Consider the following 19,613-nt stretch of genomic DNA (forward strand, 5'->3'; position numbering starts at 1 on the left):
CGCTATCAGGCCTCGTTCGGATTGATCAGTGCCGTCAGGACATGGTCTTCCCAGACGCCGGCAATTTTCAGGTAGGCGCGCGCGTACCCTTCCTTTTCGAAGCCGATTGATTGCAGAAGTCGCTCGCTGCGTACATTGGCTGGCATGTGGCTGGCCATGATTCGATGCAGCCTCATCTGCTCGAAACAATAGCGATTGGTCACCTCAAGCGCCCTTTTCATCAAGCCACGTCCCTGAGCAGTCCCTGCCAGCGAGAAGCCGAGGCTGCAGGCCTGAAAAACGCCCCTCACGATATTCGTGTAACCGCACCGCCCCAGCAATTCGCCGCCGTCTGGCTCGGTGACGAGGAAGAAAACCGCGCTGCCGGCCTGCATGCTTTCCCACTGCTGCTGAACCCTGGATCTGGCGTTTTCGAGGATGAAATAGTCATCGTCCCTCAACGGTTCCCAAGGCTGCAGATGCTTGCGATTGGCCTTTTCGTACCGGTTGATCAACTCGCAATCATCAAACGCCAATACCCTTATAGAAAAGTCCTCGCCCGAATACTGCATGCATCCTCCCGCGTCAGTCATTGACGACACTCACCACCTGGCTTGTTATACCTAGCCCTGATGATTCCAGCACTGGACGCTCTGCGCCACAAGAGGACGCGGAGCGTCCAGAACGGTATGCGACGCAGAGCGACGCACGATAATTAAAGCTGTCGTTCCTTACGCTCCAGCGCCGATTTGTCTACGTAGGTCTTACAAGAACCCGAAAAGCGGGTCTGCCGCCTGTCGAACTGTGAATAAAGACTTCTGTGGGAGTGAGCTTGCTCACGAAGACGTTGCTCCAAACACCCTGTTTACGCGGGCTATAACGACCTCTTCGCGAGCAGGCGAAGCGTCGCACGACTCGCTCCCGCAGGTGTTGTGTGCTTGCACTCAACCACCCAATACTCCTAGGCTCTTCCGATCTTTGCTTCAGGAAGCACCATGGACACCTCTCTCAGCCGCCGCGAGCGGTTGCATATCGTTATTTTCGAGGCGAATACGCCTGCCGGCAGAACCTTTGACAAGATTGTGCTGGTGGCGATTCTGCTCAGCCTGCTGGTCACGGTCATTGACAGCATCGAGAGCATTCACCGCGATTACGCCATGCTGTTCGCCTGGATCGAATGGGGCTTTACGCTGCTGTTCGCGATCGAATACATCCTGCGCCTGTACTGCTCGCCCCGACCGCTGAAGTACGCGTTCAGTTTCTACGGGCTGGTCGACCTGCTGGCTATCGTGCCGGGGGTTCTGTCGATCTATTACAGCGACGCGCAGTACCTGCTGATTGTGCGGATCATCCGTATGCTGCGGATTTTCCGCGTGCTCAAGCTCGGCACTTACCTGCGCCAAGCCAACTATTTGCTGGCTGCGCTGCGTGGCAGCAAGCAGAAGATCATCGTGTTTCTGGTCACCGTTTCCACTCTGGTCACGGTGTTCGGCACGCTGATGTACGTGATCGAAGGCCCGGAGCACGGCTTCACCAGCATCCCCAAAGGCATTTACTGGGCTATCGTGACCCTGACCACTGTGGGCTTTGGCGATATCGTGCCGAAGACGCCGGTCGGGCAGATGCTCTCGTCGCTGGTGATGATCATCGGCTACTCGATCATCGCCGTGCCCACCGGTATATTCACCGCCGAACTGGCCAACGCCATGCGCGGCGAACAGCTGAAACACGATTGCCCGGTGTGCTCGAAGAACTTCCACGAACACGGCGCGGCGTTCTGTTCACGCTGCGGTAATCAATTGTTTGCAAAAGTAGAACACAAGGCATAAGCAAAGACCTTTTCAGTCTTTAAACAGCAGGCGCGATACTGATAGTGTCGCGGCATTACGCCATCAAGCTGATCACACGACTCTTCATCTCAAGGACCCTGCAGTGAATAAACTCTTCGCCGCCTCGCTACTGGCCGCTGGCCTGGCCTTTGCCAGCGCTGCCCAGGCAGCCCCGACGCTGCTCAACGTCTCCTACGACGTGATGCGTGATTTCTACAAGGACTACAACAGCGCCTTCCAGAAGCACTGGAAAGCCGAGAAAAATGAAGACGTGACTGTGCAGATGTCCTTTGGCGGTTCGAGCAAGCAGGCGCGCTCGGTCATCGACGGGCTGCCGGCTGACGTAATTACCATGAACATGGCCACCGATATCAACGCGCTGGCCGACAATGGCGAGCTGGTGCCGAAAGACTGGGTCAGCCGCCTGCCGAATAACAGTGCGCCGTTCACCTCGGCCACTGTGTTTATCGTGCGCAAGGGCAACCCGAAAGCCCTCAAAGACTGGCCGGACCTGATCAAGGATGGCGTGGAAGTCATCGTGCCTAACCCGAAAACCTCGGGTAACGGCCGCTACACGTACCTGTCGGCCTGGGGCTACACCCTTAAAAAAGGTGGCGATGAAGCGGCCGCGAAGAAATTCGTCGGCGAACTGTTCCGCCATGTGCCCGTGCTCGACACAGGTGGTCGAGGCGCGACCACGACGTTCATGACCAACCAGATCGGCGACGTGCTGGTGACCTTCGAAAACGAAGCGGAAATGATCGCTCGTGAATTCGGTCGCGACCAGTTTGAAGTGGTCTACCCGTCCGTGTCGGCAGAAGCCGAGCCGCCGGTGAGTGTGGTCGACAAGGTCGTGGACAAGAAACAATCCCGCGCCCTGGCTGAAGACTACCTGAAATACCTGTGGTCACCGGAAGGTCAGGAAATAGCGGCGAAAAACTACCTGCGCCCACGCGACCCGCAGGTCTTGGCCAAATACACCGACCGCTTCCCGAAAGTGGACTTCCTGTCGGTCGAGAAAACCTTCGGTGACTGGCGCACGGTGCAGAAGACCCACTTCATTGACGGTGGTGTGTTCGACCAGATCTATCCGGGCAAATAACCCCCCCGAAACGCAAAACGGCGACCCATCAGGTCGCCGTTTTCATTTGCAGGCTTGAATCAGTTACTGAACTGCTTGCCCAGCCCGGCCGGTACGCCGCTGGCGTCGGTCGCCTGCCACGGACCGTTGGGGTTGGTTGCCCAGCTCCAGCCGTTGTTCCACTGATAGTAAGTACGCTGGCGATAGAAGGTGTTGGGCTGATCGTCCATCACGTACACGCCCAGACGCGGGTCCCAATGGCTGCCACCGCCCGGTGGCGGGGCGAAACTGGCCGAGGTCTTCGGCGCTGCTGCTGGCGCTTTGGCAGGTTCGGCAGGCGCCGTGTTCGGGCGCGGTGCGCCGGGTTGCTGGCCGCCCGGCAGATTAAGGATCGGATCCTGGCTGTGAGGCGGTGCCGGATGCTGGACAGCACAGGCACTCAGGCCAACGACCAGACCCAACAAGGTGATGCGTGCGGTACGGTACATAAGCGATTTCTCTAGTTATCCGGACTGTCGATGGTCAACGCCTGCTGCGCCTGAGTATCACTGGCCAGCGGCTGACTGCGGCCGACCCACTCACCGGTGGTTGGCTGCCCTGCGCGAGACACTCGCGCAACCAGTTGGACTTGCGCAAAGTTCGACAGGTTCAGTTGCGGCATCATTGCATCGGCATCACTCAGTTCGACCTCGGCAGGCAGGTCCGCCACCGTGATGCGTTTGACCGCCAGTGGCGCGGCCGGGCCGTTGATTGCACGGGCGAAGATGAACACGCTGTCACCCGGTTGAACGTTACCCTTGAGCGAGGCAGCCAGCGCGACACGCACCTTGAGCGCCCTGGCCTTGACCGGCGCGCCCTGCCCGGCAAGGTTTTCTCTGGCGCGGGCTATGCCGCCTTCCAGCGCCGAGCGCGAAGCGTCCTGCGCGGGCAACGCCGCCAGCAGGCGGGTCCAGTAATCCACCGCTGCCTGATAACGCTGTGTTTCGAACGCGGCAATCCCCAGCAGGCCGAGGCTGGTGACTTCGTTGGGGTCGGCCTGCAGCGCTTCGTCGGTCAGCGCCTGCACCTGTGCGGTGAAGTGTTTGTCGCTGGCGAAATACAACGCCTGTGCCCACTGCCCGAGCAATTCTGGCGATCTTCCGGCCAGTGCCACCGAGCGCTCGAACATCTGCGCGGCATCACCCGGGCGGTTCTGCGCCATGTAGCTGCGCGCCAGAAAATACAGGTTTTCGGCTGAGTCCGGCTGAGCCTGCACGCTGCGCTCCAGACGCTGGGTCAGGTCGGCCAGCGAGGTTGGCGGCCGAGCGAATTCGCGGCTCAGCGCGACGCGGTCAATGGCCCCCAGTTGCAGATAGCCCGCCAGCCCCAATACCGGCACCAGCACCGCAGCCAGCACCAGCAAGGGCTTGCCCAGACGCGATGTGCGCGCAGGCTCTGCGCCTTCAGTGTCGGCGAGCAGCTCGCGCGCAGCTTCGGCACGGGCGCCTTGCAGTTGCGCCACTGACAACACGCCCTGCTCTTGCTGAACCTGCAACTCGCCCAGCCGTTCCTGATACAACGCCACGTTCAGGGCTGTGCGGTCTTCTTCACGTTGCGCACGCTGGCCGCGCAGCACCGGTATCAGCAGAAAACCCAGCGCCACGAGCAAAAGAAGCCCGGTCGCTATCCAGAAATCGATCATGGGCGGTGGTCATCCAGCAATGCGGCGAGGCGTTGTCGCTCGTCCTCGGAAAGCACATCGGCCTGTTCGGAGTGCGCCTTGCGACGCCGCCCGACGATGAAACCGATCACCACCAGACCGCCGATCAGCAGACCGGCCGGGCCGAACCAGAGCAGCCAGGTGCGGGCGTTGAGGCTGGGTTTGTAACGAACGAAGTCACCGTAGCGATCAACCATGAAGTCGATGATCTGCTGATTGCTCTGCCCTTCACCCAGCATGCGGTAGATTTCCTTGCGCAAGTCAGCGGCAATCGGCGCGTTGGAATCGGCGATGTCCTGATTCTGGCATTTGGGGCAGCGCAGTTCCTTGGTCAGTTCGCTGTAGCGGGCACGCTCGGCGTCGTCGCGAAAGGTATAGGCATCGATGGCAGCGTGGGCGATGCCTGAGCACAGCACGCTGAGCAGGACAATCATCAGGCAGCGCTTCATGGCCGCGCCTCATCAACCAGTTGCTGATAACGCGCGGCAAGCTTTTCTCGCCACACAGCCTCGTCGATGACCCCGACATGTTTGTAACGAATAATGCCCTGACGGTCGATCAGGAAGGTCTCCGGCGCACCGTACACGCCCAGGTTCAGCCCCAGCGAGCCGGCTTCGTCGCGGATGTTCAGCTGATAAGGGTCGTGAAACTCCTTGAGCCATTTCAGCGCGTCGGTGTTGACGTCCTTGTAGTTAACGCCGTAGATCAGCACGCCCTGCTGCGCTAGCCGGGTCAGCACAGGATGCTCCACCCGACAGGCCACGCACCAGGTGCCCCAGACGTTGACCAGTGCGGGTTTGCCCAGCAGGTCGGCGCGGGTCAATACGCGGCTGCCTTGAACTTCGGGCAGCGAAAACTGCGGAAACGGCTTGCCGATCAGCGCCGACGGCAGCTCGGCGGGGTCCAGATACAAACCGCGATACAGGAACGCCGCCACGCCGAGAAACAATGCCAGCGGCAGGAGCATGACCCAGCGCTTCACAGTGCAACTCCCGACATGCCCAATGCCTCGCGCACCTTGCTTTTGACCCGCGTGCGATAACGACGGTCAAACGCCGCCAGCACACCGCCCAGACCGGTCAGCAGACCGCCGAGCCAGATCCAGCGCACAAACGGTTTGACGTGAACCCGTACGGCCCATGCGCCATTGCCCAGCGGTTCACCCAATGCTACGTAAAGATCACGGCTGAAACCGGCATCAATGCCTGCTTCGGTCATCATTGACTGCTGCACGCTGTACAGACGTTTTTCCGGGTGCAGTTCAGTGAGCTGCGCCCCGTTGCGCAGGACGCGAACGGTGCCGCGATCGGAGGTGAAGTTCGGCCCTTCATAATGCTTCGCGCCCTCGAATACAAAGACGTAACCGCCCAGCTCAGTGGACTCGCCAGGTGCCATGCGCAAATCGCGCTCGGCGCTGTTCTGGCTGGACAACACCACACCCAGCGCGCACACCACGATACCAATGTGCGCCAGTTGCATGCCCCAATAGCTGCGGGCAAGACCGCGGGCGCCGCGAAGCAGGCCCTTGTTACGGGTCTTGTCAAACAGGTCGCGAACCCCGGCCAGCAGCACCCAGGCGGCGAGCATGAAGGTGGCCAGCACCGCCCACTGAAAATCGCCCATGAGCAGAGCGGCGATCACCGCCAGCACGGCGCTGCCGACCAGTACCGGGGCAAGCATGCCCAGCAGCCATTTCAGCGGTGTGTCCTTCCAGCGCACCAGCACGCCAACCGCCATGACCACCAGCAACAGCCCCATCAACGGTACGAACAGCGCATTGAAATACGGCGGGCCGACCGACATCTTGGCTCCGCTCATGGCATCGATCACCAGCGGATAAAGGGTGCCCAGCAGGATCATCGACGCAGCAGTCACCAGTAACAGGTTATTGCCCAGCAACAGGGTTTCCCGCGACCACAGGCCGAATCCGACATGGCTTTTGACCACCGGCGCACGAATCGCAAACAGGGTCAGCGAGCCGCCCACCACGACCAGCAGGAACAGCAAGATGAACACGCCGCGTGCCGGGTCCGAGGCAAAGGCGTGCACCGAAGTCAGCACCCCGGAACGCACCAGGAACGTGCCCAGCAGGCTCAGGGAAAAAGCGGCAATCGCCAGCAATACCGTCCAGCTCTTGAACACGCCACGTTTTTCCGTGACCGCCAGCGAGTGAATCAGCGCAGTGCCCACCAGCCAGGGCATGAACGAGGCGTTTTCCACCGGGTCCCAGAACCACCAGCCGCCCCAGCCCAGTTCGTAATAAGCCCACCATGAGCCAAGGCTGATCCCGATACCGAGAAAGGCCCAGGCTACCAGCGTCCATGGCCTGGACCAGCGCGCCCAGGCGGCGTCGAGTCGGCCGCCGAGCAAGGCAGCGATGGCGAAGGCAAAGGCCACGGAGAAGCCGACATAGCCCATGTAGAGCATCGGTGGATGCACGATCAGGCCGATATCCTGCAACAGCGGGTTCAGATCACGTCCGTTGGCAGGCATTTGCGGCAGAAGACGGGCGAACGGGTTGGAGGTGAGGATCAGAAACAACAGAAAGCCCAGACTGATCATGCCCATCACGGCGAGCACCCGCGCCAGCATGACCTGGGGCAATTGCCGGGAAAACACCGAAACAGCGAAGGTCCAGCCGCCGAGAATCAGCGCCCAAAGCAGCAACGAGCCTTCGTGCGCGCCCCACACGGCGCTGAATTTGTAATACCAGGGCAGCGCCGTGTTGGAATTCTGCGCCACATAGGTAACGGAAAAGTCGTCGGTCATGAACGCGTAGGTCAGGCAACCGAAGGCAAAGATCAGAAAACTGAACTGGCCCCACGCCGCCGGACGCGCCAGGCTCATCCACAGGCGGTCGCCGCGCCATGCACCGATCAGCGGAATAATGGCCTGCGCCAGCGCAAAGCCGAGTGCCAGAATCATCGCCAGATGGCCGAGTTCGGGAATCATCGATCAGCCCTGTTTCGCAGGTGTGGAAGAGCCGCCCGGTGCCGCCTGGCCGCTGTCGCGCAGCGCCTTGGTGACTTCGGGCGGCATGTACTTCTCGTCATGTTTGGCCAGCACCTCATCGGCGACCACCACACCCTGCGCATTGAGTTTGCCTAACGCGACAATCCCCTGCCCTTCGCGGAACAGATCGGGAAGAATGCCGCGATAGGTGATGGTCACCGACTTGTTGAAATCGGTGACCACAAAACGCACATCCAGCGAGTTCGCCGAACGCTGCAATGAGCCCTTTTCCACCATACCGCCAGCACGAATGCGCGTGCCCAGCGGGGCCTCTCCATTGGCGATCTGGCTCGGCGTATAGAACAGATTGATGTTTTCCTTCAGCGCGCTGAGCGCCAGGCTCACTGCCAGGCCGACGCCAACCAGCAGCGTCGCGATGATCAGCAGACGTTTTTTGCGCAACGGGTTCACGAGCGATTCTCCCGCTTCAGGCGCCGCGCCTGTTGTTTCAGGAACCGCTGGCGCGCCACTAGCGGCATTGCCACGTTGATCAGCAGCACCAACAGGCACAGACCGTAGGCCGACCAGACAAACAGCCCGTGGCGGCCCATGGCGAGAAAGTCGCTGAATGACGCGAAGCTCAAGACCTGTTCTCCGACGGTTCTGGCGTTTGTCCGAGGCTACGTAGAACCTCGGCCTTGGCCCACTGGGTGCGCGACTCGCGACGCAGCACTTCAAGGCGCATACGCAACAGCAATACAACACCGAAGAAGCAGTAAAAACCCAACGCTGTGAACAGCAACGGCAGCCACATTTCGGCAGGCATGGCCGGTTTTTCCGTAAGGCTGAACGTCGCGCCCTGGTGCAGGGTATTCCACCACTCGACCGAATATTTGATGATCGGGATATTCACCACGCCGACGATGGCCAGCAGTGCACAGGCCTTGGCAGCGCTGGCGCGGTTGCTGATGGCATTGCCCAGCGCGATCAGGCCGAAATACAGGAACAGCAGAATCAGCATTGAGGTCAGGCGCGCGTCCCAGACCCACCACGCGCCCCAGGTCGGTTTGCCCCAGATCGCGCCGGTCGCCAGTGCCAGCGCGGTCATCCACGCGCCAATGGGTGCAGCGCATTGCAGCGCGACATCGGCCAGTTTGATTTTCCAGACCAGCCCGACCACGCCGCACAGGGCCAGCATGACGTAGCAGGACTGGGCGAGCATGGCGGCAGGCACATGGATATAAATGATCCGGAAGCTGTTGCCCTGCTGGTAATCCGGCGGCGCAAACGCCAGCCCCCAGATGATGCCGATGCCGAGCAGCAGTGCAGCGGCCACACTCAGCCACGGCAGCAGACGTGCGCTGATGCGGTAAAACCCTTTCGGTGAGCCGAGTGTGTGCAACCAGGCCCAACCGATGCTGCTTTTCATGGCGTTGCTTTTCATCAGGTGTATCCAGGGTGTTGACCGGCATCGAATTCTCGATCCCGGAACCTCAATTTATTCACCGACGCTGATCTTCAGGCCAGCGGCTATCGCAAAGGGGGTCAGGGTGATCGCCAGCGCGCTCAGGCAGCCCAGCCACAGCAGATAGCCAGTCGCTGGCATGCCTTGCAGCGCGGCTTGCAACGCACCGCTGCCCAGAATCAATACCGGGATGTACAGCGGCAGAATCAACAATGCCAACAACAGGCCGCCGCGCTTCAAACCCACGGTCAGCGCCGCACCGACTGCACCCAGCAGGCTGAGCACTGGCGTGCCCAATAGCAGCGACACCATCAACACCGCCAGGCACCGCACCGGCAGCCCCAGCATCAGCGCCAGCAAGGGCGACAACAATACCAGTGCCAGCCCGGAAAAAACCCAGTGTGCCAGCACTTTGCTCAAGACCAGAAGGGCCAGCGGGTGCGGCGAAAGGACCCACTGTTCCAGCGAGCCATCCTCGAAATCACTGCGAAACAGCCCGTCCAGCGACAGCAACACGGCCAGCAGTGCCGCGACCCAGACCAGCCCCGGTGACAAGGCTTGCAACAATTGCGTCTGCGGCCCCAGCGCCAGCGGGAACAAGGCGACCACTATCGCAAAGAACACCAGCGGGTTGGCAAGCTCTGCCGGACGCCTGGCCAGCAGGCGAAACTCACGGGCGATCAGCAGGGCAAAGACCTTGCTCATGCTGCCCACTGCCCCAGATCGATGTCCCGATAGCCCGCAGGCAGGCGGCTCAGGGTGTGATGAGTGGTCATGACGATCATGCCGCCTTTTTCACAGTGCCCGGCAAGATGATTTTCCAGTTGGGCAATGCCCTGGCGGTCCAGCGCGGTGAACGGTTCATCAAGCAGCCAGAGTGGCGGGCCTGGCAGATACAGGCGCGCCAGTGCAACACGACGCTGCTGTCCGGCCGACAAGGTGTGACACGGCACATCTTCGAAACCTGCCAGCCCGACCGCGTCGAGCGCATTGAAAATGGCCTCGGCATCGGCCGGGTGATGAAGTGCACAGAGCCAGGAAAGATTCTCCAGCGGTGTCAGCAGGTCCTTGAGCGCCGGCGCATGGCCAACCCACAACAGATTGAGCCCCGGCGCTGTCGGCTGGCGGCCCACTGGCTGGCCGTTGAGCAGCACGTGCCCGGCCGTGGGTTGCATCAGCCCGCACAACAGGCGCAGCAGGCTGGTCTTGCCGCTGCCATTGGGGCCGCTGACCTGCAACATGTCCCCCGTGCGCACCTGCAAATCAAGGTTTTCGAACAACATCCGCCCGTCCCGCTCACACGTCAGAGCCGTCGCTTGCAAAAATGGGGGGGCTGAGATCATCGGGCGTTTCCAGTGCTGGAGCGTCGCGAAATGTACCAAAACAGACACATACGCAGTAGAAGGCTGTTCAAGTCGGGGGTGATATGGCCGTTACATGAAGAGAAGTTAATGGCGGCTGGTCCGGTTTTGGCCGGTATTATACATGCGAGTCCTGTTATCAAAGGGGCAATTTCCTCAGGTCGATATTTCAATGACAGGCGACATCACCAGCGTCCCGGCGACAATCCCTACCACAACCCTGCTGCGCGCCGGCATCTCCCCTGCGCAGGTGCTGACCCTGCTGCAATCGGCGGATAATCTGATTCCCGAAGGCGAAACCGTCGACGCCGAAGTGCTGACCCTCAAGCAGGTCAACCAGAACTTCCAGTTGCTGCTGCGGCTGGTACTCGCCAATGGCAGCCTGACCAACCTGCAGGTCACCAGCAGCGTACCGTTCACGCCCGGCAGCCTGTTGCAGGTGGCGCAAGCCTCACCCAACGAGCTGACACTGACGCTGCAACAGATCAACAGCGCACTGAAAAACTCGATGACCAGCATCGATACGCAACAATTGCCGGTCGGCACGCTGTTGCAGGGCAAGGTCATGACCAGCCAGGTGATCGCGCAGGCAGTCAATCAACTGGCCACGCAAAACCCGGCCGCCGCAACACCCACCTATCGCTCCATCGTGATGCTGCTCAATACTGCGCTGGCGGGCTCCAGCCTGACCATCGAAAGCCCGCAGCCGCTGACGGTCGGCAGCCTGCTGAGCGCTCAGGTACAAGGCAACCAGGCGCTGAACTTCGTCGCCCTGCCCGGCCGTTTCGATCAACTGGCCGTGGCCCAGCAACTGGCTGCTCAGCAAAACCGCCAGGGCTCGCTGGATAACCTGATCAACGCCCTGCAAAACCTGCAGTCAGCCACTACAACCAGTGCCAGCCCTGCCAGCAACTCAGCGATCAGCGCCCCGCTGCAAGCCGCCATAAGCCAGTTGCTGGACGATCTGCCCGACATCGAGCAGATGAGCACACCGAAAGGCGTCGCCCAGGCCCTCAATGCCAGCGGCGTGTTTCTGGAAGCGAAGCTGCTTGCCGGGCTCAATCCGGCTCAGGTTCCGGACATGAAAGCCAACCTGATGCGCCTGATTGCGCAGATTCTGCCGGGGTTGCCGGAAAGCACCACTTACAGCGCCGCCGCTGCGTCCAATACCTTGGCGCGGGCCATGCCCAACGCGATTCGCAATGCCCTGGGCACCCTTGGGCTGGTTGCCGCACGCACCCAGCCGAGCATCTTTCCGCTGCCGTCGCGCAACGTCAGCGGTGGCGAAAAAGAGGACGACCTGGAGATTCTGCTCAAGCTGGCTGCGGCAGCTGTTTCGCGCCTGCAAAGCCACCAGTTGGGCGGTCTGGAGCAGACCCGCACCAATGCCGACGGCACGCAGGTGACCACCTGGCAACTGGAAGTGCCGATGCGTAACGCGCATGACATCGTGCCCTTGCAGGTCAAGGTGCAGCGTGAAGACAAGCCGGATCAGGAAGCTGCCGAAGACCGCGACGATGTCGAGATCAAGGAAACCCGGGAAAAGCTCTGGAAAGTCGATCTGGCATTCGACCTTGAGCCGTTGGGGCCGCTGCAGGTGCATGCGCAGTTGTTGCGCGGCACGCTGTCCAGTCAGCTATGGGCCGAGCGGCCCGACAGCGCGGCCTTGATCGAACATGAACTGGGATATTTGCGCGAGCGGCTGATTGCCTGCGGCCTGGCAGTGGGCGAACTGGCCTGCAGCCACGGCGCACCGCCAAGCGGCCCGCGCACCGCCCTTGAACAACGCTGGATTGACGAGAACGCCTGATGTCCCTACCCGATCATGTCCCGCGCCAGGCTATTGCCCTGAGCTATGACGGCCAACAGGCCCCGACGCTCAGCGCCAAGGGCGACGACCAGCTGGCCGAGGCCATTCTGGCCATTGCCCGTGAATATGAAGTGCCGATCTACGAGAACGCCGAACTGGTCAAACTGCTGGCACGCATGGAACTGGGCGACAGCATCCCCGAGCCGCTCTACCGCACGATTGCCGAAATCATCGCGTTTGCCTGGCACCTGAAAGGCAAGTTTCCAGCAGGCCAGGACCCGAATGCGCCGCCTGTCGAGCGGGATATTACGCCGCGCTACTGATAGCGCAGGAGCAAGGGCGCATCACAACGCAATCGGCTTGCGCCCTGCAAACGAGTGCGCCAGGGTGCCGCCGTCGACCAGATCCAGCTCGCCACCCAGTGGTACACCGTGGGCGATGCGCGACGCGACCAGGCCTTTTTCGTGGAGCAACTGGGCGATGTAATGCGCCGTCGCTTCGCCTTCCACCGTCGGGTTGGTGGCGAGGATCACCTCAGTGAAGGTGCCCTGCTGGCTGATACGTTCCATCAGTTGCGGAATACCGATGGCTTCCGGCCCCAGGCCGTCGAGCGGCGACAGATGGCCCTTGAGCACAAAGTAGCGACCGCGATAACCGGTCTGCTCCACCGCGTAGACATCCGTCGGCCCTTCCACCACACACAGCAGCGTGTCATCACGGCGCGGGTCGGCGCATTGCGGGCAGAGCTCCTCTTCGGTGAGGGTGCGGCATGAGCGGCAATGACCAACGCCATCCATCGCCTGCCCCAAGGCCAGCGCCAGCCGTGAGCCGCCGCTGCGGTCGCGCTCCAGCAGCTGCAACGCCATGCGTTGAGCGGTTTTCTGACCGACGCCCGGCAGCACGCGGAAGGCATCGATCAACTGGCGAATCAGGGGGCTGAAGCTCATGGAGAAAAATCCGACAAAAACACAAGACGCGGTTTATACCCGCGCCTTGCCGTGAGCGTCAATTGAGGTGTGCAACCCAGCGACCAACAGCGCGCCGGTGCTGTCCATGATCAAGCCTTCAAGGCCGTCTCCAGAAACTCCGTCAGTGCCTGCACCCTCGCGCTGCGGTGCTTGCGCACGGGCACCAGCAGGTTGATAGGCGCGCTGGCCAGTTGCCAATCGGCCAGCACCCTCACCAGCCTGCCACTGGCGATGGCATCGCTGACATCCCACTGCGAGCGCAAGACGATGCCCAGCCCCTGCTCGGCCCAGCGCCGGGCAACCGAGCCGTCGTTGCTGAGCAGCGCAGGCTCGATGCGCAGGGTCTTTTTCGCCTGGCCCTTGCTCAGGTGCCAGAGGGTCACGTCTTCATCGTTTTCGCGAATGCAGATGCAACGATGACGCGCCAGCTCGTCAGGCGTCGAGGGCGCGCCGTGCTGCTCCAGATAAGCCGGGCTGGCGCACAGCCAGCGATGGTTGTGCGCCAATGGTCTGGCGATCCACAGGCTGTCATTGAGGCTGCCGATATGAATCACTGCGTCGCTGTCATGCCGATCGGGCCACGGCGTTTCGCGCAGGTCCAGGTGCAGACGCAATTGCGGATGCAGTTTGGCGAAGCGCGCCAGCAACGGAGCAATGCGCTGGCGTCCATAGCCAAAAGGCGCGGCCAGGCGCAGGGTGCCGACCAGTCGTTCGTCACGCTGCTTGAAGGATTCCGGGAGCGCCTCCAACTGTTCCAGCAAATGTGCGCTTTCCCGGGCGAAACGTTCGCCATCGGCCGTCAGACTCAAACGTCTGGCGTCACGATTGGCCAGGGTAATGCCCAGTTGCGTCTCCAGCTTGCGCAAGCGCATCGACAACGCAGGCGGCGAGACATTCAGGACTCTGGCCGCAGCACTGAGGGATTCGCAGCGCGACAGGGTCACGGCCAGACGCAGGTCTTCAATAGCGATCATTCAGCTCAGCTTAAGGATTGATGACAAAGCATTGAACCACAGCTTCATCACCCATGAGTAGAGTGGCGGCCGTACCCAGTCACGCGAGCTCTGCCATGTCTGCCCTCTTGTCTTCTCTCGATACACCTGTCGCGTTGCTTGATGTGCCGCGCATGCAGCGCAATATCCAGCGCATGCAACACCGCATGAATGAGCTGGGTGTGCGCTTGCGGCCGCACGTCAAGACCAGCAAATGCCTGCCGGTGATTCAGGCGCAGATAGCTGCAGGTGCAAGCGGCGTAACGGTCTCGACCTTGAAGGAGGCCGAACACTGCTTTGCCGAGGGCATCGACGACGTGTTCTACGCCGTCGCCATCGCACCCGGCAAACTGGATCAGGCACTCAAACTGCGGCGCAACGGTTGCCGCCTGAGCATCCTGACCGACAGCGTGGTGGCTGCCCAGGCGATTGTCGCCTCCGGCCAGCAACATGATGAGCGTTTTGATGTGTGGATCGAAATCGATTGCGACGGTCATCGTTCCGGGCTGACCGTCGACGACCCTGCGCTCGTCGACGTCGCGAGAACGCTGGTCGAGGGCGGCATGCACCTGCGAGGGGTCATGACCCATGCCGGGTCCAGCTACGACCTCGACACCCCCGAAGCGCTGCAAGCCCTCGCCGAGCAGGAGCGCAGGCTTTGCGTCAGCGCCGCCGAGCGCATTCGGCAAGAGGGGCTGCCCTGCGCGGAAGTCAGCATCGGCTCGACGCCTACCGCGCTGTCGGCGCAGAGCCTGCAAGGCGTGACCGAAGTACGTGCCGGGGTCTATATATTCTTCGATCTGGTAATGCACAACATCGGCGTGTGCCGCGCGGACGAACTGGCCCTGAGCGTGCTGACTACGGTCATCGGCCATCAGCAGGACAAGGGCTGGATCATCGTTGACGCGGGCTGGATGGCCATGAGCCGGGATCGCGGTACCCAGCGCCAGCGTGAGGATTTCGGCTACGGCCAGGTGTGCAGCGAAACCGGCGAGTGGATCGACGGCGCACGGGTGACCGGTGCCAATCAGGAGCATGGCATCATCACGCTTGCCACCGGCAGCCAGGCAGACATCACTGCGCGCTTCCCCATCGGCAGCCGGCTGCGCATTCTGCCCAACCACGCCTGCGCCACCGGTGCGCAGTTCCCGGACTACCACGCCTGCGATGCCGAAGGCGCAATTCACACCTGGAGTCGCTTGCATGGCTGGTGATATCGAACTGATTCGCACGCCCCTGGCCGCTGCGCCAGGCGGGCATTATTCCCAGGCAGTGTTGCATCAAGGCACGCTGCATGTTTCCGGGCAACTGCCGGTGCGCGCCGACGGCAGCCACAGCGTCGAAGAACCGTTCGAGGCTCAGGCCGTTATTGCGCTGGATAACCTGGCTGCCATTCTTGAGGCAGCAGGATGCACGACCGATGACCTGCTGAAAGTGACCATTTACATCGCAGGTATCCAGCACTGGCCGGCCTTCGACCGCATTTACGCAGGCTATCTGGGCGAGCATCGCCCTGCACGCGCCGTGGTGCCGGTCCCGCAATTGCATCACGGTTATCTGATCGAAATCGAAGCCCAGGCGCGCAGCGGGCGATGAACATGACCGGGAGCACCTCATGACCCCACAAAAAAGCGACGTTCTGATTATCGGCGGCGGCTTCATGGGCTCGTCATCAGCATTTTTCCTGCGCCAGCACGGCCGCTCGGTGACTCTGCTGGAGCGCGACCAGATCGGCCAATACGCCAGCGGCGTGAATTTCGGCAATGTGCGCCGCCAGGGACGCTTTCTCGGCCAACTGGAACTCGCCAATCGCTCCTGGGCGCTGTGGAAACGCCTGCCGGAACTGATCGGCGAAGACCTGGAGTTCATCCCCAGCGGGCACATGCGGGTCTGCTACCGCGAAAACGAGATCGCTGAACTGGAGGCCTATGCCGCCGCACCCGAAGCCCGCGAGCTGGATTTGCAGATTTTCTCCGGCAGGGCCCTGCACGAGCGCTTTCCGTTCCTCGGCCCGGAAGTCAAAGGCGGCTCTTATGCGCCTCACGATGGCCATGCCAATCCACGGCTGGCAGCGCCGGCATTCGCCCGCGCAGCGATTCGGGCCGGGGCACGGATCAAAGAGCGCACTGAAGTGACTGACGTTCAGAAAGTCGGCGGTGAGTTTCATGTCACCACTGCCGATGGTCAGTTATTCGTCGCCGAACAATTGCTCATCACTGCCGGGGCCTGGGCAGCCAGGCTGGCGGAACAATTCGGTGAACCCGTCCCTCTCGAGCCGAACGGCCCGCAGATGTCGGTGACCGAACCGGTGCCCTACGCCCTGCCGACGGTGATCGGAGTGTTCACCAAAATCAAGGAAGAAGTGATCTATTTCCGCCAGATACCGCGCGGCAACATCATCATCGGCGGCGGTAATCGCAACAAACCGGACATGGTCAACCGCCGTGCCTACTTCAAGCCAGAAAGCCTGATCAACCAGATGAAGCAGATGAAACGCCTGTTACCGGGCGCAGAGAAGCTGAACATCATCCGTGTCTGGAGCGGCATCGAGAGCTATACGCCGGATTCGCTGCCGATCATGGGCCGCAGCGGCAAGGTGGACAGCCTGTTCTATGCGTTTGGCTTCTGCGGCCACGGCTTTCAGCTCGGCCCCGGCGTCGGCGATGTCATGGCCGAGCTGATCAGCACCGGCAGCACGCGCACCTTGATCAGCCCGTTCGATATTCGCCGCTTCACTGACCCGACGGCCATCGAGATGCCGTTCACGTCCAGCCTGATGAGCACAGGCAAGCTCATATGAGCCGAACCAACCCACCTCGCCCTTGCAACGGAGGCTCCATGCCCGCGACCCCAGATACCCTCTATCGATATCGCCCGGTGACTGAGGCGGACATTCCGGCGGCCCATGCCCTCTCGGTACACCTCAAATGGCCGCACCGCGAAGAGGATTGGGCGATGGTGCAACGCACCTCTGAGGGTTTTGTCGCCGAACGTGACGGCCAACTGGTGGGCGTGGCATTCACCTGCCACCAGGGCGACTGGTCATCCATCGGTTTGGTGATTGTCAGCGATGAACATCAGGGCAAAGGCATCGGCCGCCGCCTGATGCATCTGTGCCTTGACGCAACCGCACCGCGTACACCGATCCTCAATGCCACGGAACTGGGCGCGCCGCTGTACCGGAGCCTTGGCTTTGTCGATTTTGCGCGGATCCAGCAGCATCAGGGCATTGCTGACCTGTCAGGGCTGGCGACACCGAGCGTTGGTCTGCCGATTCGCACGCTGGGTCCGGCCGACCATGCCGAACTGATCAGGCTGGCCAATGCAGGCAGCGGTCTGGATCGCACTGTCGTGCTGAATGACCTGTTGTCGCGCGATGCAGAACAGGCGGTGGGCATCGACCATGAAGGGCGCCTGACAGGCATCGCCCTGCTGCGCCGTTTCGGCCGCGGGCATATCATCGGCCCGCTGGTGGCCGGTGATGCAGAGCAGGCCCGGCAATTGATTGCCCACCTGCTGCAACGGATACCAGACATGTTCGTGCGCTTCGACATTCTGGCTGATTGCGGTTTGGCACCGTGGCTCGAAAGCCTTGGCCTGCCGTGTGTCGACAGGGCTCCGCGCATGGTGCTCGGAACGCCACCGCCATCAAGCAAGGACGTGCAGCAGTTTGCGCTGGTGACCCAGGCCATAGGCTGAAATCGGCGCGGATAAAGCCCCGGAACAGGTCCGCAATGTTAACGGGTTGCATACAGCAGATTATTCTTTGCAGCCCGGCAGATCGGCGCTTTTTATCCAGATCGCTTTGTTAGCTTATAGGCATATAACGGCCTGATATCAAACGGCCTGACCTCGCCCATTATCGCTCCAGGGAGCTCGCTGGATGACCTCACAGTCCTTGAACAGCCATCGCGTTGATCCAGACACCGCGCAGAAATTCTATATCGATGGTCGCTGGTCGGCGCCGCTCAACCCGGCCAGTATTGCGGTGATCAACCCGGCAACCGAAGAAGTGGTGGCGCACGTTGCCAGTGGCTCGGCCGCCGACGTCGACCGCGCGGTTGCAGCGGCGCGGGCAGCCTTTGCGGGCTGGTCCGGCACCTCGGCGCACGCCCGGGCCGAGATAATCGGGCGCATCCACGAGCTTATCCTCGAGCGCAAGGAACAACTGGCGCAGGCCATCTCGCTGGAGATGGGCGCAGCTATCAGTTCTGCGCGGGCGATGCAGGTGCCACTTGCCGCGGAGCACGTTCGTGTTGCACGCGACCTGCTGGCGACCTATCGCTTCCAGAGCGTCGAAGGCGGCACCGCGATTGAACGCGAACCCATCGGTGTGTGCGGGCTGATCACGCCGTGGAACTGGCCGCTGTATCAAATTACGGCAAAAGTCGCCCCGGCGATTGCCGCTGGCTGCACAGTGGTGCTCAAACCCAGCGAACTGTCGCCGCTAAGCGCCTTGCTGTTCGCGCAACTGGTTCACGATGCGGGTCTGCCGCCTGGGGTATTCAACCTGGTCAATGGCAGCGGCCCTGAAGTGGGCGGCGCGATGGCGGCGCACCCTGACATCGACATGATCTCGATCACCGGTTCCAACCGTGCAGGCGCGCTGGTTGCACAAGCTGCCGCACCGACCGTGAAACGGGTGACTCAGGAACTGGGCGGTAAATCACCGAACATTCTGCTGCCCGACGCCGACTTCGCCAAAGCCGTGCCGCCCGGCGTAATGGCGGCGTTCCGCAATGTTGGCCAGTCGTGCAGTGCGCCGACCCGCATGATCGTGCCCAGAAGCCGACTGGCAGAAGTCGAAGCGCTGGCTGCCGAAACGGCTGCGGCAATCATTGTGGGAGATCCGCAGCGGGAGGAAACGGTGCTGGGCCCGATCGCCAACGAGGCACAGTTTCACCGCGTACAGGCGATGATCGATGCCGGGCTGAGTGAAGGCGCGAAGCTGGTCTGCGGCGGGCCAGGCCGTGTGCAAGGCCATGAGCAAGGCTTCTACACGCGGCCAACGGTATTTTCCGAAGTGGACTCGTCCATGCGTATCGCCCGGGAAGAAATATTTGGTCCGGTGCTGTGCCTGATTGCCTACGACACGATTGATGAGGCCGTGGCGATTGCCAACGACACCGTTTACGGTCTGGGCGCGCATGTACAGGGGCAGGACCTTGAGCAGGCCCGTTCGGTGGCTTCGCGCATTCGTGCCGGACAAGTGCATCTGAACTACCCCGCCTGGAACCCGATGGCCCCGTTCGGCGGCTACAAGCGCTCGGGCAATGGTCGCGAGTATGGCGTGCATGGCTTTGAAGAGTATCTGGAGACCAAGGCTATTGTGGGGTTTGGTTGAGTGGCGCTGGTGCTGAAAGTCCGGAAAATGGGGCTCAGACTACGATGAGGATCGTTCCAACGCTACGTGAACTGCCCCCCAAAAGTTGGACGGTTTAGCTTGCCGCCTGAGCCCTGTACTTTACGGGGCTTTG

General features: G+C 61.5%; 22 protein-coding genes. 9 read left to right on the forward strand and 13 right to left on the reverse strand.

Translation table 11 applies throughout. The features are described 5' to 3' along the window. Positions 1-5 precede the first annotated feature (5 nt). The gene (locus AO068_RS18620) at positions 6-551 is read right to left on the reverse strand and encodes a GNAT family N-acetyltransferase (RefSeq protein ID WP_058409105.1); all 546 of its coding nucleotides are present in this window, start codon (positions 549-551) and stop codon (positions 6-8) included. 423 nt (positions 552-974) lie between these two features. On the opposite strand from AO068_RS18620, the gene AO068_RS18625 reads away from it, so the two are divergent. Together AO068_RS18625 and AO068_RS18630 are read left to right on the forward strand one after the other, a co-directional pair. Beyond that, positions 975-1,808: an ion transporter gene (locus AO068_RS18625; RefSeq protein ID WP_005780523.1), complete on the forward strand. Its 834-nt coding sequence runs from the start codon at positions 975-977 to the stop codon at positions 1,806-1,808. A 103-nt stretch (positions 1,809-1,911) separates the two neighbouring features. Then, positions 1,912-2,910: a sulfate ABC transporter substrate-binding protein gene (locus tag AO068_RS18630; RefSeq protein WP_005780521.1), complete on the forward strand. Its 999-nt coding sequence runs from the start codon at positions 1,912-1,914 to the stop codon at positions 2,908-2,910. A gap of 59 nt (positions 2,911-2,969) precedes the next feature. Here AO068_RS18630 and AO068_RS18635 read toward each other — a convergent pair whose 3' ends face one another. Genes AO068_RS18635 through ccmA form a run of 10 tightly spaced genes read right to left on the reverse strand, consistent with a single transcriptional unit; the run spans position 2,970 to position 10,348 of the window. Beyond that, the gene (locus AO068_RS18635; protein WP_002554216.1) at positions 2,970-3,377 is read right to left on the reverse strand and encodes a hypothetical protein; all 408 of its coding nucleotides are present in this window, start codon (positions 3,375-3,377) and stop codon (positions 2,970-2,972) included. A gap of 11 nt (positions 3,378-3,388) precedes the next feature. Continuing rightward, positions 3,389-4,570, reverse strand: coding sequence for a c-type cytochrome biogenesis protein CcmI (ccmI, locus tag AO068_RS18640; RefSeq protein ID WP_058409106.1), 1,182 nt, complete (start codon positions 4,568-4,570; stop codon positions 3,389-3,391). Then, positions 4,567-5,037 (reverse strand): cytochrome c-type biogenesis protein, encoded by a 471-nt coding sequence (locus AO068_RS18645; protein WP_004665807.1) that lies wholly within the window; start codon positions 5,035-5,037, stop codon positions 4,567-4,569. The genes ccmI and AO068_RS18645 overlap by 4 nt, the downstream gene beginning before the upstream one ends. Beyond that, the gene (locus AO068_RS18650; RefSeq protein WP_058400921.1) at positions 5,034-5,570 is read right to left on the reverse strand and encodes a DsbE family thiol:disulfide interchange protein; all 537 of its coding nucleotides are present in this window, start codon (positions 5,568-5,570) and stop codon (positions 5,034-5,036) included. Before AO068_RS18650 ends, AO068_RS18645 begins: the two co-directional genes overlap by 4 nt. Beyond that, on the reverse strand, positions 5,567-7,540 hold the full coding sequence (locus AO068_RS18655; RefSeq protein WP_058409107.1) for a heme lyase CcmF/NrfE family subunit: 1,974 nt from the start codon (positions 7,538-7,540) through the stop codon (positions 5,567-5,569). Before AO068_RS18655 ends, AO068_RS18650 begins: the two co-directional genes overlap by 4 nt. Before the next feature lie 3 nt (positions 7,541-7,543). After that, entirely contained in the window at positions 7,544-8,011 is a 468-nt protein-coding gene (gene ccmE / locus AO068_RS18660; RefSeq protein ID WP_058409108.1) for a cytochrome c maturation protein CcmE, read from the reverse strand. Further along, on the reverse strand, positions 8,008-8,184 hold the full coding sequence (gene ccmD / locus AO068_RS18665) for a heme exporter protein CcmD (RefSeq protein ID WP_057401186.1): 177 nt from the start codon (positions 8,182-8,184) through the stop codon (positions 8,008-8,010). Before ccmD ends, ccmE begins: the two co-directional genes overlap by 4 nt. Beyond that, a complete protein-coding gene (locus AO068_RS18670) occupies positions 8,181-8,984 on the reverse strand; it encodes a heme ABC transporter permease (protein WP_058409109.1) in 804 nt (267 codons plus the stop codon). Before AO068_RS18670 ends, ccmD begins: the two co-directional genes overlap by 4 nt. A gap of 54 nt (positions 8,985-9,038) precedes the next feature. Next, positions 9,039-9,710 (reverse strand): heme exporter protein CcmB, encoded by a 672-nt coding sequence (ccmB, locus tag AO068_RS18675; protein ID WP_058409110.1) that lies wholly within the window; start codon positions 9,708-9,710, stop codon positions 9,039-9,041. Beyond that, positions 9,707-10,348 carry a cytochrome c biogenesis heme-transporting ATPase CcmA gene (ccmA, locus tag AO068_RS18680; RefSeq protein ID WP_058409111.1) on the reverse strand — a complete coding sequence of 214 codons (642 nt, stop codon included), beginning with the start codon at positions 10,346-10,348 and terminating at the stop codon, positions 9,707-9,709. The genes ccmB and ccmA overlap by 4 nt, the downstream gene beginning before the upstream one ends. A gap of 190 nt (positions 10,349-10,538) precedes the next feature. On the opposite strand from ccmA, the gene fliK reads away from it, so the two are divergent. After that, positions 10,539-12,176: a flagellar hook-length control protein FliK gene (gene fliK / locus AO068_RS18685; protein ID WP_058409112.1), complete on the forward strand. Its 1,638-nt coding sequence runs from the start codon at positions 10,539-10,541 to the stop codon at positions 12,174-12,176. Further along, complete coding sequence (locus AO068_RS18690; RefSeq protein ID WP_005744620.1) at positions 12,176-12,499, forward strand: EscU/YscU/HrcU family type III secretion system export apparatus switch protein; 324 nt, start codon at positions 12,176-12,178, stop codon at positions 12,497-12,499. The genes fliK and AO068_RS18690 overlap by 1 nt, the downstream gene beginning before the upstream one ends. 21 nt (positions 12,500-12,520) lie before the next feature. Here the strand turns inward: AO068_RS18690 and recR are convergent, their stop codons facing one another. Together recR and AO068_RS18700 are read right to left on the reverse strand one after the other, a co-directional pair. Beyond that, complete coding sequence (gene recR / locus AO068_RS18695; protein ID WP_002554228.1) at positions 12,521-13,123, reverse strand: recombination mediator RecR; 603 nt, start codon at positions 13,121-13,123, stop codon at positions 12,521-12,523. Between the two features lie 110 nt (positions 13,124-13,233). Beyond that, complete coding sequence (locus AO068_RS18700) at positions 13,234-14,118, reverse strand: LysR family transcriptional regulator (protein ID WP_058409113.1); 885 nt, start codon at positions 14,116-14,118, stop codon at positions 13,234-13,236. Positions 14,119-14,213: 95 nt separating this feature from the next. On the opposite strand from AO068_RS18700, the gene AO068_RS18705 reads away from it, so the two are divergent. The 5 genes from AO068_RS18705 to AO068_RS18725 all read left to right on the forward strand — a co-directional run bounded on the left by AO068_RS18705 (position 14,214) and on the right by AO068_RS18725 (position 19,480). Then, positions 14,214-15,350: a DSD1 family PLP-dependent enzyme gene (locus AO068_RS18705; RefSeq protein ID WP_058409114.1), complete on the forward strand. Its 1,137-nt coding sequence runs from the start codon at positions 14,214-14,216 to the stop codon at positions 15,348-15,350. Then, complete coding sequence (locus tag AO068_RS18710; protein WP_058409115.1) at positions 15,340-15,732, forward strand: RidA family protein; 393 nt, start codon at positions 15,340-15,342, stop codon at positions 15,730-15,732. Before AO068_RS18705 ends, AO068_RS18710 begins: the two co-directional genes overlap by 11 nt. Before the next feature lie 19 nt (positions 15,733-15,751). Further along, positions 15,752-16,936, forward strand: coding sequence for an NAD(P)/FAD-dependent oxidoreductase (locus tag AO068_RS18715; RefSeq protein ID WP_058409116.1), 1,185 nt, complete (start codon positions 15,752-15,754; stop codon positions 16,934-16,936). A 38-nt stretch (positions 16,937-16,974) separates the two neighbouring features. After that, complete coding sequence (locus AO068_RS18720; protein ID WP_058409117.1) at positions 16,975-17,835, forward strand: GNAT family N-acetyltransferase; 861 nt, start codon at positions 16,975-16,977, stop codon at positions 17,833-17,835. A 184-nt stretch (positions 17,836-18,019) separates the two neighbouring features. Continuing rightward, entirely contained in the window at positions 18,020-19,480 is a 1,461-nt protein-coding gene (locus AO068_RS18725; RefSeq protein WP_058409118.1) for an aldehyde dehydrogenase family protein, read from the forward strand. The last annotated feature ends 133 nt before the right edge of the window (positions 19,481-19,613 follow it).

It is taken from the genome of Pseudomonas sp. ICMP 3272, from assembly GCF_001466905.1.
Taxonomy (GTDB): Bacteria; Pseudomonadota; Gammaproteobacteria; order Pseudomonadales; family Pseudomonadaceae; genus Aquipseudomonas; species Aquipseudomonas amygdali.

What these genes read in the sequence shown, in the direction of transcription:
- AO068_RS18620 (WP_058409105.1), bottom strand. Translation starts at nt 551, where the DNA reads ATGCAGTATTCGGGCGAGGACTTTTCTATAAGGGTATTGGCGTTTGAT.
- AO068_RS18625 (WP_005780523.1), top strand. Translation starts at nt 975, where the DNA reads ATGGACACCTCTCTCAGCCGCCGCGAGCGGTTGCATATCGTTATTTTC.
- AO068_RS18635 (WP_002554216.1), bottom strand. Translation starts at nt 3,377, where the DNA reads ATGTACCGTACCGCACGCATCACCTTGTTGGGTCTGGTCGTTGGCCTG.
- ccmI (WP_058409106.1), bottom strand. Translation starts at nt 4,570, where the DNA reads ATGATCGATTTCTGGATAGCGACCGGGCTTCTTTTGCTCGTGGCGCTG.
- AO068_RS18645 (WP_004665807.1), bottom strand. Translation starts at nt 5,037, where the DNA reads ATGAAGCGCTGCCTGATGATTGTCCTGCTCAGCGTGCTGTGCTCAGGC.
- AO068_RS18655 (WP_058409107.1), bottom strand. Translation starts at nt 7,540, where the DNA reads ATGATTCCCGAACTCGGCCATCTGGCGATGATTCTGGCACTCGGCTTT.
- AO068_RS18670 (WP_058409109.1), bottom strand. Translation starts at nt 8,984, where the DNA reads ATGAAAAGCAACGCCATGAAAAGCAGCATCGGTTGGGCCTGGTTGCAC.
- ccmB (WP_058409110.1), bottom strand. Translation starts at nt 9,710, where the DNA reads ATGAGCAAGGTCTTTGCCCTGCTGATCGCCCGTGAGTTTCGCCTGCTG.
- ccmA (WP_058409111.1), bottom strand. Translation starts at nt 10,348, where the DNA reads ATGATCTCAGCCCCCCCATTTTTGCAAGCGACGGCTCTGACGTGTGAG.
- fliK (WP_058409112.1), top strand. Translation starts at nt 10,539, where the DNA reads ATGACAGGCGACATCACCAGCGTCCCGGCGACAATCCCTACCACAACC.
- AO068_RS18690 (WP_005744620.1), top strand. Translation starts at nt 12,176, where the DNA reads ATGTCCCTACCCGATCATGTCCCGCGCCAGGCTATTGCCCTGAGCTAT.
- recR (WP_002554228.1), bottom strand. Translation starts at nt 13,123, where the DNA reads ATGAGCTTCAGCCCCCTGATTCGCCAGTTGATCGATGCCTTCCGCGTG.
- AO068_RS18700 (WP_058409113.1), bottom strand. Translation starts at nt 14,118, where the DNA reads ATGATCGCTATTGAAGACCTGCGTCTGGCCGTGACCCTGTCGCGCTGC.
- AO068_RS18705 (WP_058409114.1), top strand. Translation starts at nt 14,214, where the DNA reads ATGTCTGCCCTCTTGTCTTCTCTCGATACACCTGTCGCGTTGCTTGAT.
- AO068_RS18710 (WP_058409115.1), top strand. Translation starts at nt 15,340, where the DNA reads ATGGCTGGTGATATCGAACTGATTCGCACGCCCCTGGCCGCTGCGCCA.
- AO068_RS18715 (WP_058409116.1), top strand. Translation starts at nt 15,752, where the DNA reads ATGACCCCACAAAAAAGCGACGTTCTGATTATCGGCGGCGGCTTCATG.
- AO068_RS18720 (WP_058409117.1), top strand. Translation starts at nt 16,975, where the DNA reads ATGCCCGCGACCCCAGATACCCTCTATCGATATCGCCCGGTGACTGAG.
- AO068_RS18725 (WP_058409118.1), top strand. Translation starts at nt 18,020, where the DNA reads ATGACCTCACAGTCCTTGAACAGCCATCGCGTTGATCCAGACACCGCG.